The sequence below is a fragment of the Xanthomonas sp. AM6 genome (genome assembly GCF_025665335.1).
In the GTDB taxonomy this organism is placed as follows: Bacteria; Pseudomonadota; Gammaproteobacteria; order Xanthomonadales; family Xanthomonadaceae; genus Xanthomonas_A.
In genome coordinates this window covers 264,090-280,535 of sequence record NZ_CP106869.1, presented here as the reverse complement: position 1 = coordinate 280,535, position 16,446 = coordinate 264,090, and the positions used below count along the sequence as shown (strand labels likewise).

13 protein-coding genes are annotated in these 16,446 nt (G+C 71.4%); 5 read left to right on the top strand and 8 right to left on the bottom strand.

Annotated elements, in window-relative coordinates; all coding sequences use genetic code 11:
- Positions 1 to 68: 68 nt before the first annotated feature.
- A complete protein-coding gene (locus tag OCJ37_RS01160) occupies positions 69 to 731 on the bottom strand; it encodes a superoxide dismutase family protein (protein WP_263111840.1) in 663 nt (220 codons plus the stop codon).
- Between the two features lie 68 nt (positions 732 to 799).
- A complete protein-coding gene (locus OCJ37_RS01155) occupies positions 800 to 1,381 on the bottom strand; it encodes a superoxide dismutase family protein (RefSeq protein ID WP_263111839.1) in 582 nt (193 codons plus the stop codon).
- Positions 1,382 to 1,595: 214 nt separating this feature from the next.
- On the opposite strand from OCJ37_RS01155, the gene OCJ37_RS01150 reads away from it, so the two are divergent.
- The 4 genes from OCJ37_RS01150 (at position 1,596) to OCJ37_RS01135 (ending at position 8,085) form a co-directional block, all read left to right on the top strand.
- A complete protein-coding gene (locus OCJ37_RS01150) occupies positions 1,596 to 2,075 on the top strand; it encodes an RNA polymerase sigma factor (RefSeq protein WP_263111838.1) in 480 nt (159 codons plus the stop codon).
- The gene (locus tag OCJ37_RS01145; RefSeq protein ID WP_263111837.1) at positions 2,072 to 3,037 is read left to right on the top strand and encodes a FecR family protein; all 966 of its coding nucleotides are present in this window, start codon (positions 2,072 to 2,074) and stop codon (positions 3,035 to 3,037) included. Before OCJ37_RS01150 ends, OCJ37_RS01145 begins: the two co-directional genes overlap by 4 nt.
- 193 nt (positions 3,038 to 3,230) lie before the next feature.
- Positions 3,231 to 6,002: a TonB-dependent siderophore receptor gene (locus tag OCJ37_RS01140; protein ID WP_263111835.1), complete on the top strand. Its 2,772-nt coding sequence runs from the start codon at positions 3,231 to 3,233 to the stop codon at positions 6,000 to 6,002.
- Between the two features lie 16 nt (positions 6,003 to 6,018).
- The gene (locus OCJ37_RS01135; RefSeq protein ID WP_263111834.1) at positions 6,019 to 8,085 is read left to right on the top strand and encodes a hypothetical protein; all 2,067 of its coding nucleotides are present in this window, start codon (positions 6,019 to 6,021) and stop codon (positions 8,083 to 8,085) included.
- A gap of 157 nt (positions 8,086 to 8,242) precedes the next feature.
- On the opposite strand, the gene ntrC is transcribed toward OCJ37_RS01135, so the two are convergent.
- The 5 genes from ntrC to glnA form a co-directional block, all read right to left on the bottom strand.
- Positions 8,243 to 9,667, bottom strand: coding sequence for a nitrogen regulation protein NR(I) (ntrC, locus tag OCJ37_RS01130; RefSeq protein WP_263111832.1), 1,425 nt, complete (start codon positions 9,665 to 9,667; stop codon positions 8,243 to 8,245).
- A gap of 10 nt (positions 9,668 to 9,677) precedes the next feature.
- The gene (locus OCJ37_RS01125) at positions 9,678 to 10,715 is read right to left on the bottom strand and encodes a two-component system sensor histidine kinase NtrB (protein WP_263111831.1); all 1,038 of its coding nucleotides are present in this window, start codon (positions 10,713 to 10,715) and stop codon (positions 9,678 to 9,680) included.
- A 339-nt stretch (positions 10,716 to 11,054) separates the two neighbouring features.
- Positions 11,055 to 12,491, bottom strand: coding sequence for an ammonium transporter (locus OCJ37_RS01120; protein ID WP_263111830.1), 1,437 nt, complete (start codon positions 12,489 to 12,491; stop codon positions 11,055 to 11,057).
- A 19-nt stretch (positions 12,492 to 12,510) separates the two neighbouring features.
- Entirely contained in the window at positions 12,511 to 12,849 is a 339-nt protein-coding gene (locus tag OCJ37_RS01115) for a P-II family nitrogen regulator (protein ID WP_003470522.1), read from the bottom strand.
- Positions 12,850 to 13,173: 324 nt separating this feature from the next.
- Positions 13,174 to 14,583 (bottom strand): type I glutamate--ammonia ligase, encoded by a 1,410-nt coding sequence (glnA, locus tag OCJ37_RS01110; RefSeq protein WP_263111826.1) that lies wholly within the window; start codon positions 14,581 to 14,583, stop codon positions 13,174 to 13,176.
- A gap of 221 nt (positions 14,584 to 14,804) precedes the next feature.
- Here glnA and OCJ37_RS01105 point away from each other — a divergent pair, with 221 nt between their 5' ends.
- Positions 14,805 to 15,596: an undecaprenyl-diphosphate phosphatase gene (locus OCJ37_RS01105; protein ID WP_263111825.1), complete on the top strand. Its 792-nt coding sequence runs from the start codon at positions 14,805 to 14,807 to the stop codon at positions 15,594 to 15,596.
- A gap of 227 nt (positions 15,597 to 15,823) precedes the next feature.
- On the opposite strand, the gene OCJ37_RS01100 is transcribed toward OCJ37_RS01105, so the two are convergent.
- The gene (locus OCJ37_RS01100; protein ID WP_263111824.1) at positions 15,824 to 16,432 is read right to left on the bottom strand and encodes a YbhB/YbcL family Raf kinase inhibitor-like protein; all 609 of its coding nucleotides are present in this window, start codon (positions 16,430 to 16,432) and stop codon (positions 15,824 to 15,826) included.
- Positions 16,433 to 16,446: the final 14 nt, after the last annotated feature.

The window sequence follows — 16,446 nt, the reverse complement described above, 5'->3', positions numbered from 1 at the left end:
GCCGGTGCCGAAGCTGACACGTTCCACCCTCGCCTACGAAGGCGTGCGACGCCTCGTCGCGCTTGCTCTTACTGCCCGGTCGGTGCCGCCGCGGCGCCCGCCGGGGCCGGAGCGGCCGCGTTGGCGTTGCCCTTGATCACGCCGCAGGCCAGGCGGCCGCCGGCGTTGCCGGTGGGCTGGGTCTTGTAGTCGTCCGGGTCGGCGTGGACGATCACCGCGTGGTTGAGGATGTCGAAGCCGTCGCCCTTGCCGATGTTGACGTTGTTGGACACCGGCGCGTCGATCGTGGCCTTGCCCTCGGCGTCGGCCTTCAGGTTGGGCATGTCGCCGCCGTGGTGCGGATCGGCGCCGACCTGGCCGTGGTCGGACTTGGCCGGGTTGAAATGGCCGCCGGCGCTGCTGCCGTCGGGCGCGCTGCAGTCGCCGAACTCGTGGATGTGGAAGCCGTGCTCGCTGTTGGGCTTGAGCCCGGTGACGGTGCCGGTGACGCGCACCGCGCCGTCGACCACGTTGAAGCTGACCTCGCCGGCGACCTGGTTGCCCTGGGTCGGGCTCAGCGCGGCGCTGGCGGCGGCCTGGGCGGCGGCGGCGGGCGCCGGCTCTGCGGCCGGTGCCGGCGTGGCGGCCGGCGTCGCCGCCGCAGCGGGCGCATCGGCAGCGGGTTCTTCGCGCTTGCAGGCGCCGAGCGCGAGGGTGGTGGCCAGGAACAGGGCGGTGGGAAGCGTACGCATGGAGGTTCTCCTTGGGGGCCGCGAAATGCGGACGTTCGCCGGGAGCCGGGCTCCGGGCGGGTGGGCGATCAGCGCAGCACGCGGATCACGCCGCAGGCCACGCGCGCGCCGGCGTTGCCGGCCGGCTGGCTGCGGTAGTCGTCGGCATCGGCATGCGCGACCAGCGCGCGGCCGGCGATGTCGTTGGGCGCGCCGCCGCCGAGCACCACGCCGTGCAGCAGCACGTCGACCTGGGCGACGCCGTCGGCGTTGGCGCCGAGGTTGTCCATGTCGCCGGCATGGTGCGGGCCGCTGCCGGCGCGGCCGTGCGGGGCGCCGAGCGGATTGAAGTGGCCGCCGGCGCTGCTGGCGTCGGCCGCGCTGCAATCGCCGCGCTCATGCACGTGGAACGCGAACGGGCGGTTCGGCTGCAGGCCGCCGAGGGTACCGGTGATGCGCACGCCGCCGGGCGCGGCCACCAGCGACAGCTTGCCGCTGACCAGGCTGCCCGAGGCCGGCGCGAGCACCGCCTGCGCCTGCTGCGCGGTGCCGCTGGTGGGCAGTGGCGGCGCCTTCGGCGGTGGCGGCGCCGGCGGCGCGGGCGGCGTGCTGCTGCAGCCGGCCAGTATCAGCAACGCGCTTCCCACGATGGCATGCAACCTGTAACGCATCGGCATTGGCTCCTTGTGCGGTGAAAACTAGAGGGAGGGCCGTTCACGGCTCATGAAGGCGGCGCGCAAGTCTAACTGCCGCGTCGGCGCGGGCGGGCAGCGCTTTGCTGCAATGTGTCACGCCTCGCGGCATCGCTGCACCTATAGTCCCGGCGCGATGGCTACCCGCAAACTCCGTCCCGCGCTGGCGACGACCGCATGGCCCGGCGGCGCGTTGAGCGCGTTGTACCAACGCTGCCGGCCGGCACTGATGTCGTTCTTCCGCCGCCGCGTCGCCGACCCCGCCGAGGCGGAAGACCTGACCCACCAGGTGTTCGCCAACCTGGCCGCGTCGCCGGGCGCGGTCTGCGACGACGGCTACCTGTTCCGCAGCGCGGCCAACCTGCTGCGCGACCGCGCCCGCCGCGAGAAGGTGCGCACGCTGCATCGGCAGCAACAGGGCGCGGCGGCCGAACATGCGGTGGAGACGCTGGACCCGCCGCGGGTGCTGGCCGGGCGCCAGGCGCTGGGCGAGGTCGCCGATGCGCTGGAACGGCTGGCGCCGCGCACCCGCGCGATCTTCCTGCAGTTCCGCCTGGAGAACATGAGCCAGGCGCAGATCGCCCGCTGCTACGGCATCTCGGTCAGCGCGGTGCAGAAGCACCTGCTGCGGGCCATGACCGAGCTGGCCGAGCTGATGGAGCGTGCGCCGTGAGCCGCGCGCACAACGCCGAAGCCGCCGCGCGCTGGTGCCTGCTGCTGGCCGCCGGCGAGCTGTCGCCGGCGCAGCAGCAGGCGCTGCAGCGCTGGCTGCAGGAGGACGCCGAGCATCCGCGCCTGTTCGCGCGCGCGCAGCGCACCTGGGACATGACCGGCGCCGCCGCCGCGCATCCGCGCGTGCAGGCGCTGCGCCACGCCGCGCGCGCCGATCTGCAGCGCGCGCGCCGGCGGCCGTCCGTGGCCTGGGCGGCGGCCGCGGCGCTGGCGCTGGCGGCGATCGGCACATGGTGGGGGCTGGCGCCAACGGTGTACCGCACCGGGCTGGCGCAGCAGCGCCAGGTGGTGCTGGACGACGGTTCGGCGCTGGCGCTGGACGCCGACAGCCGGGTGGAGGTGCGCTACAGCGGCCGCCTGCGCGAGGTGCGGCTGCGCCGCGGGCGCGCCGCGTTCAGCGTGGCCAAGCAGCACGAGCGACCGTTCGTGGTGGAGGCCGGCGCCAGCCGCGTGGTCGCCACCGGCACCGCATTCAGCGTCGAACGGGTCGGCGAGCAGGTGCGGGTGGTGCTGTACGAAGGCAGCGTGCGCATCGAAGACCGGGACCGCCACGCGGCCGCCGCCGCGCCGGCGCCGCAACGGCTGGCCGCCGGCCAGGCCTGGACCTCGGCGGCACCGGGGACGACGCGGCCGCGCGTGGTGCGCGTGGAACCGGCGCAGGAGCAGGCGTGGCGCGACGGCCTGCTGCTGTTCGACGACGAACCGCTGGCGATCGCGGTGGCGCGGGTGAACCGCTACAGCCCGGTGCAGCTGCAACTGGCCGACCGCAGCGTCGGGCAATTGCGGGTCAGCGGTATGTTCAAGGCCGGCGACAGCGCCGCCTTCGCGTCCGGCGTGACCGCGGTGCTGCCACTGCGCGCGCGCACCGATGCCGCCGGGGCGATCGTGCTGGAGGCGCGCTGAGAAGCCGGGATCGGGGATTCGGGGTTGGGGATTCGCCACAGCGCATCCCGGGCACGTCATGCGTCCGCGCGCTGCCCAGATCCCGCCGCCAACGGCGGCAAGTGTGGGTTTGCCTCACTGATGCGTGTTCTTCCTAGCAAGCGTGTCGCCTTGCCGGCGGCGCGGTCCCTGCCATGAGGAGAGAGAGCCCGTCATGTCGCCATCGTCGCGTCCCCATCCGCTTCCCCAGGCCGTGCGTGCCTGCCTGCAGTTCGGCCTGGCCCTGTCGCTGTGCGCGCCGGCGCTGGCGCTGGCGCAATCGCCGCCGGCGCCTGGCGCCGCCCGCATCGCCTTCGACATTCCCGCCCAGGACCTGGCCGGCGCACTGGCCGCGTTCGGCCGCGTCTCCCAGCAACAGCTGGCGTACGACCGCGCGGTGGTCGCCGGCAAGCGCAGCAGCGCGCTCAGCGGCAGCCACGACGCCAAGGAAGGCCTGGACCTGCTGCTGGCCGGAACCGGGCTGAAGGCGCGCGCGGCCGGCAACGGGGTGCTGGTGATCGAGGCGCCGCCAGCCAGCGGCGGCGCGCAGACCCTGGATGCGGTGATCGTCACCGGCACCACCGCGGCGCACCGCACCGTGCTGCAGTCGTCCTCGGCGATCACCGTGGCCGACCAGCAGGCGCTGGACCGCAAGGCGCCGCGCAGCACCGCGCAGGCGCTGGAGCTGATCCCGGGCATGTTCGTGGAAGCCTCCGGCGGCGAGATCTCCAACAACTTCTCGGTGCGCGGCATGCCCGGCGGCAGCCAGCAGTTCGTGCAACTGTCCGAGGACGGGCTGCCGGTGTTCTACACCAACGCGCTGGCCGACACGATCCTCAAGCAGGAGGTGAGCATCGACCGCATGGAGGCGGTGCGCGGCGGCACCTCCGGCATCCTCACCGTCAACGGCGCCGGCGCCACGGTCAACTTCCTGACCCGCAAGCCCGGCGCCGAACCGGAAGGCACGCTGCGCCTGACCACCTCCGACTTCGGCACGCGCCGCATCGACCTGTGGCAGGGCGGGCCGATCGACGCCAACTGGCAATACAGCGTCGGCGGCTTCTACCGCCGCGCCGACGGGGTCCGCGATCCGGGCTTCACCGGCGACCACGGCGGCAGCTTCCGCGCCGCGATCGGGCGCATCTTCGAGCGCGGCGAGTTCGGCTTCACCCTCAAGCTGGTCGACGACCACAACACCTTCCAGTTGCCGATCCCGCTGCAGGATGCCGGCGATCCGCGCGGCGTGCCCGGCCTGGACGCCACCACCGGCACCATGCTCAGCCGCGACAACGCGGTGATGGACGTGCGCACCGCGCCGGCCTCCGGCCGCAGCTGGCAGCGCCACGACCTGCGCGACGGCGTGCATGCCACCGCGGTCGCGCCCGGCTACCACTTCGAGTACGACATCAACGACGGCCTGAGCTTCCGCTCCAAGGGCCGCTACACCGATTTCAAGAGCGACTTCAATTCGGTGTTCAGTTCCGACAACGCCTCGCTGGTGCCGGCCACCTATCGCCTGGACCGCGCCAACTTCGGCGACATCGGCGTGCTGCTGGACCGCTTCGCCGCGCAGGGCGCGGTGCAGGCCGGGCTGCGCCGGGTCAACAACGGCGAGGTGATCGCCGGCGCCGACGCGCTGAACGCGCTCAACGGCAACGGCCTGGTCACCCACAGCATCACCGGCAACAACCGCCGCGACGTGGAGGAGTTCGTCAACGACGCCAGCCTGACCTGGCAGAACGAGCGCAACAGCTTCACCGCCGGCCTGCTGTATTTCCACAGCCGGGTGCGCGATTCCAACATCGGCGCCTCGACCTTCGTCAGCGAGGTGCGCAACCGGCCCGACCGCATGGACATCGTCGCGCTCGATGCCGCCGGCAACGTGGTCGGTTCGCTGACCGAGAACGGCCTGCTCAACTACAGCAACTGGGGCGACAGCAACAACCGCTACAGCGCCGATTCGTTCTCGCTGTACCTCAACGACGAGTTCCAGGCCACCGAGCGCCTGCGCATCGACGGCGGCGTGCGCGTGGAGCGCTACGACATCGACTTCTACGAAGGCATCTCCACGCCGATGCAGCCGGTCGAAGGCGCGTTCGACGCCAACGGCAACGACGTGGACGACATCATCGCCAACAACTACCTGGCGCAGTTCGGCGGCGGCGCGTTCACCGGCCGCTACACCCACTACGACAGCGGCTTCACCGAGACCGCCGCCACCCTGGGCGGCACCTACCTGCTCGGCGACAACTTCGCGCTGTACGCGCGCTATGCGCGCGGCTTCCAGGCCAACGGCCGCTTCGACCCGGTCAAGATCGACTTCGGCGAGGTCGGCGTGCGCTACCAGAGCCGGGTGCTGACCGCCTCGCTGACCGGCTTTCGCACCACCTACAAGGACTTCCTGTTTTCGCGCCTGCCGCCGGGCGCGGCGACCGAGGTGCGCTTCTACTCGGACATCGTCTCCAACGGCGTGGAGTTCGACGTGCTGTGGAAGCCGGCGCGCTACTTCCAGCTGCAGGCCACCGGCGTGGTGCAACGCTCCAAGGTCCAGGTCAACGACGACCAGGGCACCGGCTTTGCGCGGCTGTTCGACGGCAACAAACCCGAGCGCACGCCGCCGGTCAACGTCACCGTGACCCCGAGCCTGCTGCTGCCCGAGGGACGCGGCGAGATCTACGTGTCCTACCACTACCTGGACAAGATGTATTCGGACATCGCCAACACGCTGGAATTGCCCGGCTATGGCGTGTGGAGCGCGGGGGTGACGTACCGGCTCGCGCCGAAGTGGCAGCTGCAGGCGAACCTGGACAACCTGACCAACGAAGTCGGCCTGACCGAGGGCAATCCGCGCTCGGGCTTCGCCGAGAACAGCGGCGTGTCCGGCGCGTTCTACGCGCGGCCGATCCTGGGCCGCAACCTGCTGCTGAGCCTGACCTACGATTTCTGAGCGAGGAGCCGCCTCCATGTCCGTCCTTTTCCGCCGCGCGGCCGCCGCCGTGCTGTCGCTGTCCGTGGCGTTCGCGGCGCCTGCATCGGCCGCGCAGGCAGCGCAGGCTGCTGGCGACACCGGCGAAATCCTGCGCTTCCGGATCAGCGAAGGCCGCAACGACAACCTGTTCTACCGGCACGGACCGGTCGCCGCGCATGCGCTGCTGACCTCCGGCACGCAGCCGCGGCTGCTGGCGGCGTTCCCGGCCGGCAACAGCGGCGCCGGGCTGTGGTTCCAGGCCAGCGCGGTGCCGGTGCGATGGCAGGTCCACGGCGACCTGCGCGAACTGGTCCGCGCCGACGCGCGCGGGCGCCCGCTGCGCGGCGTCGCGCTGGAGGCCAGCAGCGACGCGGCCACGCTCACGCTGCGCGAAGCGGTGCTGGGCAGCGTCCGCGTATTGCGCGACTTCCAGGCGCTGGGCCAGCGGCCGGCCGCGGTGGCGCTGGCGCCGCTGCGCGAGGGCCAGCGCCTGCGCTGGGCGCGCGACCGGCTCGACGGCGCGCCCGGCTATGCGCTGGAACTGGATGTGCTCGACGGCCGCATCGAGGCGCGCGCCGGCCAGCCGCTCGTGCTGCATGCGCTGCCGGGCAAGCCGTTGCGGGTGCGCTTCAGCGCGCTGACCGGGGAACCGCCGTTGACCCCGTTGGGCCCGGCGCAGCTGTTCGCGCCGGGTGCCGGCAGCGATCCGCGCAGCCGCCAGGCGCTGGCGTTCCTCAGCTATCGCGAAAAGCTGCTGGCCGGCTCCTGGCGTTTCGACACCTATTTCGGCCGCGACACGCTGATGTCGCTGCAACTGCTGCTGCCGGCGCTGGCGCCGGAGGCGGTGGAGGCCGGGCTGGGCGCGGTGCTGGCGCGGCTGGACGGCGACGGCGAGGTCGCGCACGAAGAGGACATCGGCGAGTTCGCGGTGCTGCGCCACCGCCAGCGCGACGGACGCGACGACGCCACGCCGCTCTACGACTACGGCATGGTCGACGACGATTTCATGCTGGCGCCGGTGGCGGCGGCCTGGCTGCTGGACACCGCCGGCGGCCGCGCGCGCGCCGACGCCTTCCTCGCCCGCACCACGCCCGCCGGCGAGCGCTACGGCGCCGCGCTGGCGCGCAACCTGCTGTGGGTGGTGGAGCGCAGCGCGGCCTTCGCCGAGACGCCGCGCTGGGACCGCCTGATCCCCCTGCAGCCGGGCCACGACGCCGGCCAGTGGCGCGACAGCGAACACGGGCTGGGCGGCGGTCGCTACGCCTACGACGTCAACGCGGTGTTCGTGCCGGCGGCGCTGCAGGCGATCGCGCGGCTGCAGGCGCAGGGCCTGTTGCAGCCCTACCTGGGCGCCGCGCAGGCGCAACGCCTGCAGCGCGCCGCGGCCTTCGCCGAACGCTGGCAGCGGCATGCGCCGGCCCTGTTCGCGGTCGAACGCACGCCCGCGCAGGCACGCGCTGCGGTCGGCGCCTACGCGCGGGTGGCCGGCGTCGATCCGGCGCCTGCGCTGGCGGCCTTGCCGCGCACGCCGCTGCGCTTCGCCGCGCTGGCGCTGGACGCCGACGGGCGGCCGTTGCCGGTGCTGCATTCGGACGGCGGCTTCGCGCTGCTGTTCCTGGAGCCGCCGGCGGCCGAGCTCGACGCGCTGGTGGACGCGCTGCTACGCCCGTTCCCCGCCGGGCTGATGACCGGCGTCGGGCTGTTGGTCGCCAATCCCGCCTACGCCCCGGCGCTGCAGCCGCAGTTCGGCGCCGAGGCCTATCACGGCACGGTGGTCTGGTCCTGGCAGCAGGCGGTGCTGGCCGCGGGCCTGGAGCGCCAGCTGCAACGTCCCGATCTGCCGGCGGCCACCCGCACGCGCCTGCTGGACGCGCGGCGGCGGCTGTGGACGGCGATCGGGGCGGCGCATGCGGTGCGCACCTCGGAACTGTGGTCGTGGACCTATGCCGATGGCCACTACACGGTGCGCGCGTTCGGCCAGGCGCACGGCGACGCGGACGAATCCAATGCCGCGCAGCTGTGGAGCACGGTGTTCCTGGCGCTGCGGCCGCCGGCGCCGTAGCGATCGGGAATCGGGAATCGGGAATCGGGAATCGGGAAAAGCGTATCCGCGATGCGCATCACTGCAATGGCTTGTGAGGCCGTGCCGCATCCCGCACTGGCCTCTGCCTGCCAGCGCACTGGAATCCGCTGTTCCGAGTCCCCAGTCCCGGCCGGCTTCAGCGCCGGCGCCGCCCCGGGCCCAGCTTGCGGGTGACCGTGTTGCGGCCCACGCCCAGGCGCGCGGCGGCTTCGGCGCGGCGGCCCTGGGTGAAGCGCAGCGCCACTTCCAGCAGCGCCTTGTCGAAGCGGTCGCGCGCTTCGGCGTGCAGGCCTTCGGCGCCGTCGGTCAGGCGTTGTTGCGCCCAGGCCGACAGCTGCGCATCCCATTCGCCGCCCTCGCCGCTGCGCTCGCGGCGGCTGCCGCGCAGCAGGGCGCTGTCCACGTCGTGCGCATCGATGACCTCTGCCGGCGCCAGCGCGGCCAGCCGCCAGCACACGTTCTCCAGTTCGCGCACGTTGCCCGGCCAGGCATAGCCGCGCAGCGCGTCCAGCGCCGCCGGCGACAGCCGCTTGGGCGGAGTGTCGAGCTTGCGCGCGGCCATCGCCAGGAAGTTCTCCGCCAGCTGCGGCACGTCGGCGCGGCGCTCGCGCAGCGGCGGCAGCTGCAGCCGCACCACGTCCAGCCGATGCAGCAGGTCGGCGCGGAAACGGCCCTGCTCGACCAGCGCTTCCAGGTCCTGGTGGGTGGCGGCGATCACCCGCACGTCGACCCGGATCAGTTCGCGGCCGCCAACGCGGAAGAACTCGTTCTCGGCCAGCACGCGCAGCAGCCGGGTCTGCAGCGGCAGCGGCATGTCGCCGATCTCGTCGAGGAACAGGGTGCCGCCGTCGGCCTGCTCGAAGCGGCCGATGTGGCGACGCTGCGCGCCGGTGAAGGCGCCGGCCTCGTGGCCGAACAGTTCGCTCTCCAGCAGTTCGGCCGGGATCGCCGCGGTGTTGAGCGCGACGAACGGCTTGCGCGCGCGCGGCGATTCGTTGTGCAGCGCGTGCGCGACCAGCTCCTTGCCGGTCCCGGTCTCGCCGTTGATCAGCACCGACAGCGGCGCCTGCGCCAGGCGGCCGATGGCGCGGAACAGCGCGCGCATCGCCGGGGTGTCGCCGATCAGTTCGGCGCTGCCCGGGCTGGACGCCGGCAGCGCGGCCTCGGCCACCGCGCCGGCCTCGGGCAGCGCGCGCGCGGCCAGCGCCACCGCGTCGTCCAGGTCGAACGGCTTGGACAGGAATTCATGCGCGCCGCCGCGGAACGCGCCGGCGGTGCTGGCCACGTCGGTGTAGGCGGACATCACGATCACCGGCAGCTGCGGATGCGCCGCCTTGAGCTTGTCCAGCAGCACCAGGCCGTCGTCGCCGGGCATGCGCACATCGGTGAACAGCAGGTCCGGCAGCGGCCGCTGCGCCAGCGCCTGCAGCGCGGCGGCGGCGCTGTCAAAGCCGTCCACGCTGTAGCCGGCGTCGCGCAACGCGGTGGACAGCACGAAGCGCACCGAGCGGTCGTCGTCGACCACCCAGATGCGTTGCGCTCCTTCCGGGGATTCGGTCATCGGACTGCTCCTAGTCGGGGTCCGCTGCGGCCTGCGGCAGCAGCAGGGTGAAGACGGTATGCCCGGGGCGGGAGCGGAAACTCAGCGAACCGGTGTGCTCGCGCGCGACCTGCTGCGCCAGCGCCAGGCCCAGGCCGCTGCCTTCAGCGCGACCGCTGACCAGCGGCAGGAACAGGTGCTCGGCCAGCTCCTCGGGCACGCCGCGGCCGTCGTCGACGATCTCCAGGCGCAGGCCGCGCGCATGCACGCGGTCGCCGATGCGCTGGCCGTGCTCGACGCGGGTGCGCAGGGTCACCTGCGCGGCGCCGGCCTGGATCGCGTTGCGCACCAGGTTCCACACCGCCTGGGTCAGGCGGTCGGCATCGCCGAGGAATTCGGGAATGCTGGGGTCGTAGTCGCGCTGCAGGCGTACCGACCAGCCGCCCTCGTTCTCGGCCAGGCGCAACACCCGTTCCAGCACCGCGTGGATATTGAGCATGGCGTGCGGGCGGGCCGGCGCCGGCGACAGCAACTGGTCGAGCAGGCTGTTGAGGCGCTCGATCTCCGCGCCGATCAGCTCGATCAGCTCGCGCTCGTCCTCGTCGCGGTGCTGCGCGCGCCGCGCCAGCAGCTGCGCGGCACCCTTGAGCCCGGCCAGCGGGTTGCGCAGTTCGTGCGCCAGCCCCTTCAGCGCCGCGCCCAGCGCACTGGGCAGCGCCTGCGCCGGGTCCATGGTGGGGAATTCGTCGACCGGGTGCGCTTCCAGCAGCCAGCCGCCGTCGTCCATCCGCGACAGCCAGCCCTCGGCGAAGCGCGGGGGCTCGCCGGGAACGGCCAGGGCCATGCGGTGCAGGCGCAGCACGTCGCGCTCGTCGTTGAGCAGGAACCGCGCCAGCGCGTCGCCCTGCACTTCCAGCGAGGCCAGCGGCTGGTCGAGCAGGCGCCGCACGCTGACCCCCAGCCAGCGCGCGAAGGCTGGATTGGCGCCGAGCAGGCGGCCGTCGGCATCGGCCCAGACCACCGGGGTGCCGAGCGCGTCGAGCGGAGGGGGAGGCGAGGTCATGGGCATTGCACCAATGTAGTGCAAAGGCTGCCGGAAGGCGCTGAACGCCTGGCGCCGCGGGGCTCACGCCGGGGCCTGCCGGTCGCGCCGGCGGCCGCCGAGGCGGCACCTGCCGCTGTCGCGGCCGCGTGCGGGCACGCGACGCCGCAGGCAACCGGGAATGCAAGGAGTGGGGGTCTGGCGAGGCTAGCGGCCACGCGGGAATACCTCGATCGCTGGAAGAACTGCCGTCGTTCCGCCCCATGGAGCGCCGGCGATGGCCTCTGACCGCCAGGACCGGCCCAGGCCGGTCGCAGGCGGGATTGCCGCAGCGGCCCGCGACGCGTGGTCGCGGGCCGGTCCTGCTCAGGACTCGTACGCGGATTCGCCGTGCGAGGTGATGTCCAGGCCCTCGCGCTCGGCTTCTTCCGGCACGCGCAGGCCGAACACCAGCTTGGCGATCAGGAAGCCGACCACCGAGACCAGGCCGATCCACACCAGGGTGATCAGCACGCCCTCGGCCTGGATCAGCACCTGGTGGCCGATGCTGTAGTCGCCGCCCTTCTGGCCGCCCAGCGACGCGGCGGAGAACACGCCGGTCAGGATCGCGCCGATGATGCCGCCCAGGCCGTGCACGCCGAACACGTCCAGGCTGTCGTCGGCGCCGAGCAGGCGCTTGAGGCCGGTGACGCCCCACACGCACAGCACGCCGGCGGCCAGGCCGATGGCGATCGCGCCGAACGGGCCGACGGTGCCGCAGGCCGGGGTGATGCCGACCAGGCCGGCGACCATGCCCGAGGCCACGCCCAGCGCCGAGGACTTGCCCTTGATGATCTTCTCGGTCAGCGACCAGCCCAGGATCGCCGCGGCGGTGGCCAGCAGCGTGTTGAGGAAGGCCAGCGCCGCGCCGGCGTTGGCTTCCAGGTTGGAGCCGGCGTTGAAGCCGAACCAGCCCACCCACAGCAGCGAGGCGCCGACGAAGGTCAGGGTCACGTTGTGCGGCTTGATCGCCTCGCGGCCGAAGCCGGTGCGCTTGCCGACGAAGTAGGCGCCGACCAGGCCGGCGATACCGGCGTTGATGTGCACCACGGTGCCGCCGGCGAAGTCCAGCGCGCCCTTGTCGAACAGGTAGCCGCCGGTGGCCCAGACCATGTGCGCCAGCGGCAGGTAGCCGAAGGTGAACCAGATCACCGAGAACAGCAGCACCGCGCCGAACTTCACTCGCTCGGCGAAGGCGCCGACGATCAGCGCGCCGGTGATGCCGGCGAAGGTCAGCTGGAAGACGACGAACACGTACTCGGGCAGGCTCACGCCCTTGGTGAAGGTGGCCGCCAGGGACTCGATCGTCACGCCTTTCAACAGCGCCTTGTCGAGGTTGCCGATCCACGGCCCTTCGCCGGAGAACGCCAGGCTGTAGCCGTACACCACCCACAGCACCGCGATCAGCGAGAACACCACCGCCACCTGGATCAGCACCGACAGCACGTTCTTGGCGCGCACCATGCCGCCGTAGAACAGCGCCAGGCCCGGCACCACCATCAGCAGCACCAGCAGCGTGGAGGTCAGCATCCAGGCCACGTCGCCCTTGTCCACGGTCGGCGCCGCTTCGGCGGGCGCGGCCGCGGCGGCGGGCGGCGCCGGCGGAGTCAGTTGTTCGGTCACCACGTCCGGCGTCGGCACCGGTGTCACCTCGGCCTGGGCGAAGGCCGTGACCGGCACGCCCACCGCCATCGCGCTGACCAGCATCAGCATGCATACCGCGTAGAACCGGGCCTTCCACCCGGAGAAAAGACCTGTCTTCATGAAGGGCTCCAAGGTGGGGTTAGAGCGCATCTGCGCCGATCTCGCCGGTGCGGATCCGGATGACCTGTTCGATCGCGGTAACGAAGATCTTGCCGTCGCCGATCTTGCCGGTGCCGGCGGCGGTCTGGATCGCCTCGACCACGGCATCCAGGCGTTCGTCGGTCACCACGGTCTCGATCTTGATCTTGGGCAGGAAGTCGACGACGTACTCGGCGCCGCGGTACAGCTCGGTGTGTCCCTTCTGCCGGCCGAAGCCCTTGACCTCGGTGACGGTGATGCCGGACACGCCCGCCTGCGACAAGGCCTCGCGGACCTCGTCGAGCTTGAACGGCCGGATGATGGCGGTGATCAGTTTCATGCGCATACCCCGTTGGTGGAAGGAGCCGGCCGCCGGACACCGGCCGGCGGTCTGCATGTCATCGGCGCCGCGAACGGCGCCGTCCTGCTGCGCGGTGCGTCCCGCGGATCACGCCGTGGCGCGGCGCGCTGGCGGCGCGACGGCAACGGCGACGTGGGAGGGAGCGTGGCCCACGGCACGCAAGCGCTGTCTTTCGTGGTGCATCCCCTGGAAAACCTGCTGCATCTGGTTCGGCGCGGACCACCGGCACGGCTCCCCAGCCGAGTAGGTGGCGGCGGTGGCGAAGGAGGGAGGGGAGACCTTCGCCACCGCCGCGCGTGGAACTCAGTTGGCGTAGTACAGCTGGTATTCCAGCGGGTGCGTTGCGGCGCGGAACTTGGTCACTTCCTGCATCTTCAGCGCGATGTAGCCGTCGATGAAGTCGTCGCTGAACACGCCGCCGGCCTTGAGGAACTCGCGGTCGGCGTCGAGCGCTTCCAGCGCCTGGTCCAGGCTGGAGCACACCTGCGGGATCTGCTTCTCTTCTTCCGGCGGCAGGTCGTACAGGTCCTTGTCGCTGGGCGCGCCCGGGTCGATCTGGTTCTTGATGCCGTCCAGGCCGGCCATCATCAGCGCGGCGAAGGTCAGGTAGCCGGACTGCAGCGGATCCGGGAAGCGGATCTCGATGCGCCGCGCCTTCGGGTTGGACACCCACGGAATGCGGCACGAGGCCGAGCGGTTGCGCGCCGAGTAGGCCAGCATCACCGGCGCCTCGAAGCCCGGGACCAGGCGCTTGTAGCTGTTGGTGCCGGAATTGGTGAAGGCGTTGATCGCCTTGGCGTGCTTGAAGATGCCGCCGATGTACCACAGCGCCAGCTGCGACAGGCCGCCGTAGCCGTCGCCGGAGAACAGGTTGGTGCCGCCCTTGGCCAGCGACTGGTGCACGTGCATGCCCGAGCCGTTGTCGCCGACGATCGGCTTGGGCATGAAGGTCGCGGTCTTGCCGTTGCGGTAGGCGACGTTCTTGATGATGTACTTCATCATCATCAGCTCGTCGGCCTTCTTCACCAGCGAGTTGAACTTGGTGCCGATCTCGCACTGGCCGGCGGTGGCCACCTCGTGGTGGTGCACCTCGACCTCGATGCCGACCTGCTCCAGGGTCTTGCACATCTCCGCGCGCAGGTCCTGCAGCGAGTCGGTCGGCGGCACCGGGAAGTAGCCGCCCTTGACCGCCGGGCGATAGCCGCTGTTGCCGCCTTCGATCTTGCTGCCGCTGCTCCACGCCGCTTCTTCCGAATCGATCTTGAAGAAGGTGTGGCCCATCTCGTTGCCGAAGCGCACGCCGTCGAAGATGAAGAATTCCGGCTCCGGGCCGAAGAACGCCTGGTCGGCGATGCCGCTGGACTTCAGGTAGGCCTCGGCGCGCTTGGCCACGCCGCGCGGGTCGCGGTCGTAGCTCTGCATGGTGGCCGGGTCGAGGATGTCGCAGGTCAGGACCAGGGTCGGGTCGGCCATGAACGGATCGATGAACGCGGTGTCGGCGTCGGGCAGCAGGACCATGTCCGACTCGTTGATGCCCTTCCAGCCCGCGATCGAGCTGCCGTCGAACATCTTGCCCTCTTCGAACAGCGCCGGCTCGATGATGCTCACGGGGAAGGTCACGTGCTGCTGCACGCCGCGCATATCGACGAACCGCAGGTCGACGAACTCGACCTTGTTGTCCTTGACCAGCTTCTCAATATTTTCCGCAGACATCGATGCAACCTCGGGTGGGTGAATGACTTGATCCAGTGACAGCAATCGCCGTGCCAACTGTGACGGATTCACAAGTCCTTGATTTTGGTGAAGGGCGCACGCGAACAGGGCGCGAGGTCCGCACCAAATCTGTGCGATGACCGGCTTGAGCACCAAAATGGTGCTTCGAGCAATGCTCTATCCTTGCCCGGCTCCCCTCCCCCACGAGCCGAACCTCCCCCATGAGCGACATGTTCTCCGCCCTGCTGCTGGGCATCATCGAAGGCCTGACCGAGTTCCTGCCGATCTCCAGCACCGGCCACCTGCTGATCGCCGAGCAATGGCTCGGCCGCCGTTCGGACTTCTTCAACATCGTGATCCAGGCCGGCGCGATCCTGGCCACCACCCTGGTGTTCCGGCAGCGGCTGTGGACCCTGGCCACCGGCCTGGGCGACCGCGCCAACCGCGATTACGTGCTCAAGCTGGGCACCGCGTTCCTGGTGACCGCGGTGGTCGGCCTGGCGGTGCGCAAGGCCGGCTGGCAGCTGCCGGAGACCGTGCAGCCGGTGGCCTGGGCGCTGGTGATCGGCGGCGTGTGGATGCTGGTGGCCGAGCATTTCGCCGCGCGCATGCCCGAGCGCGAGCTGGTGACCTGGAAGGTGGCGATCGCGGTGGGCCTGGCGCAGGTGGTGGCCGGCGTGTTCCCCGGCACCTCGCGCTCGGCGGCGACGATCTTCCTGGCGATGCTGCTGGGCCTGAGCAAGCGCTCGGCCGCGGCCGACTTCGCGTTCCTGGTCGGCATCCCGACCATGTTCGCGGCCAGCGGCTATTCGTTCCTGGAGCTGTACAAGGACGGCGCGGTCGGCAGCGAGGACTGGGGCGACGTGGCGATCGCCTTCGCCGCCGCGGTGGCGACCGGCTTCATCGTGGTGAAGTGGCTGCTGGGCTACATCAAGTCGCACCGCTTCACCGCCTTCGCGGTGTACCGCATCGTGCTGGGCGCGGCGCTGCTGCTGTGGTTGCCGGCGGCCTGAGGGCGGCCTGGCTGCGCTTGGCGGGCATACCCTCGCCCCACCCGCTCTCCCGGTGGGAGAGGGGCTAAAAGAACGCTGCGCCGTTCCCTTCTCCCATTCGGGACCATGGCCCCCCTTTTTCGCGGGAAGGTGTCCCGAAGGGGAAGCGGGCGAAAGCCTCGTGCACCCATTCCGCGAGACGCTTCGCGCCGGACCCTCACCCCAACCCCTCTCCCGGGGAGAGGGCTTTAAAGCGCAGGGTTCAGGCTGTAGGTGCCGTACAGGCTGGCCTCGGCCAGCACATGGCCCTGCATCGCGCGCAGCGCGTCGGCGGCGGTGAAGCGGGCCGGCAGGTCCAGCGTGGCCACGTCCAGCGCGAACAGGCGGAAGAAATAGCGGTGCACGCGCAGGTCGTTGGCCGGCGGGTACGGGCCGTCGTAGCCGTAGTAGTCCCCGCCCAGCTCGGCGTTGCCGGCGAACCAGTCGGTGTAGCTGTTCAGGCCCTGCCGCGCGCCAGGCAACCCCGGCGGTGGCCGCTTGCCCCTGGCGACCACGCCGTCGCTGGCGCTGCCTTCGGCGATCTCGCGCAGCCCGGCGGGAATCTCAACGGCAGCCCAATGCACGAAATTGGTGCGTGGCTGCTCGACCGGGATCTGCACGTCGTCGCGGCCGACCATCTCGGCCACGGTCGGCACGTCCGGATCGATGCACAGCAGCACGAACGAGGCGGTGCCGGCCGGGACGTCGTCCCAGGCCAGGTGCGGGTTGCGGTTGGCGGCGAAGCCGTCGGCCTGGCCCATCGCGTAGGTCGCGGCGATCGGCTGGCCGGGCTGGATGCTGTCACTGCGAAGACGCATGCGAAGAACTCCAG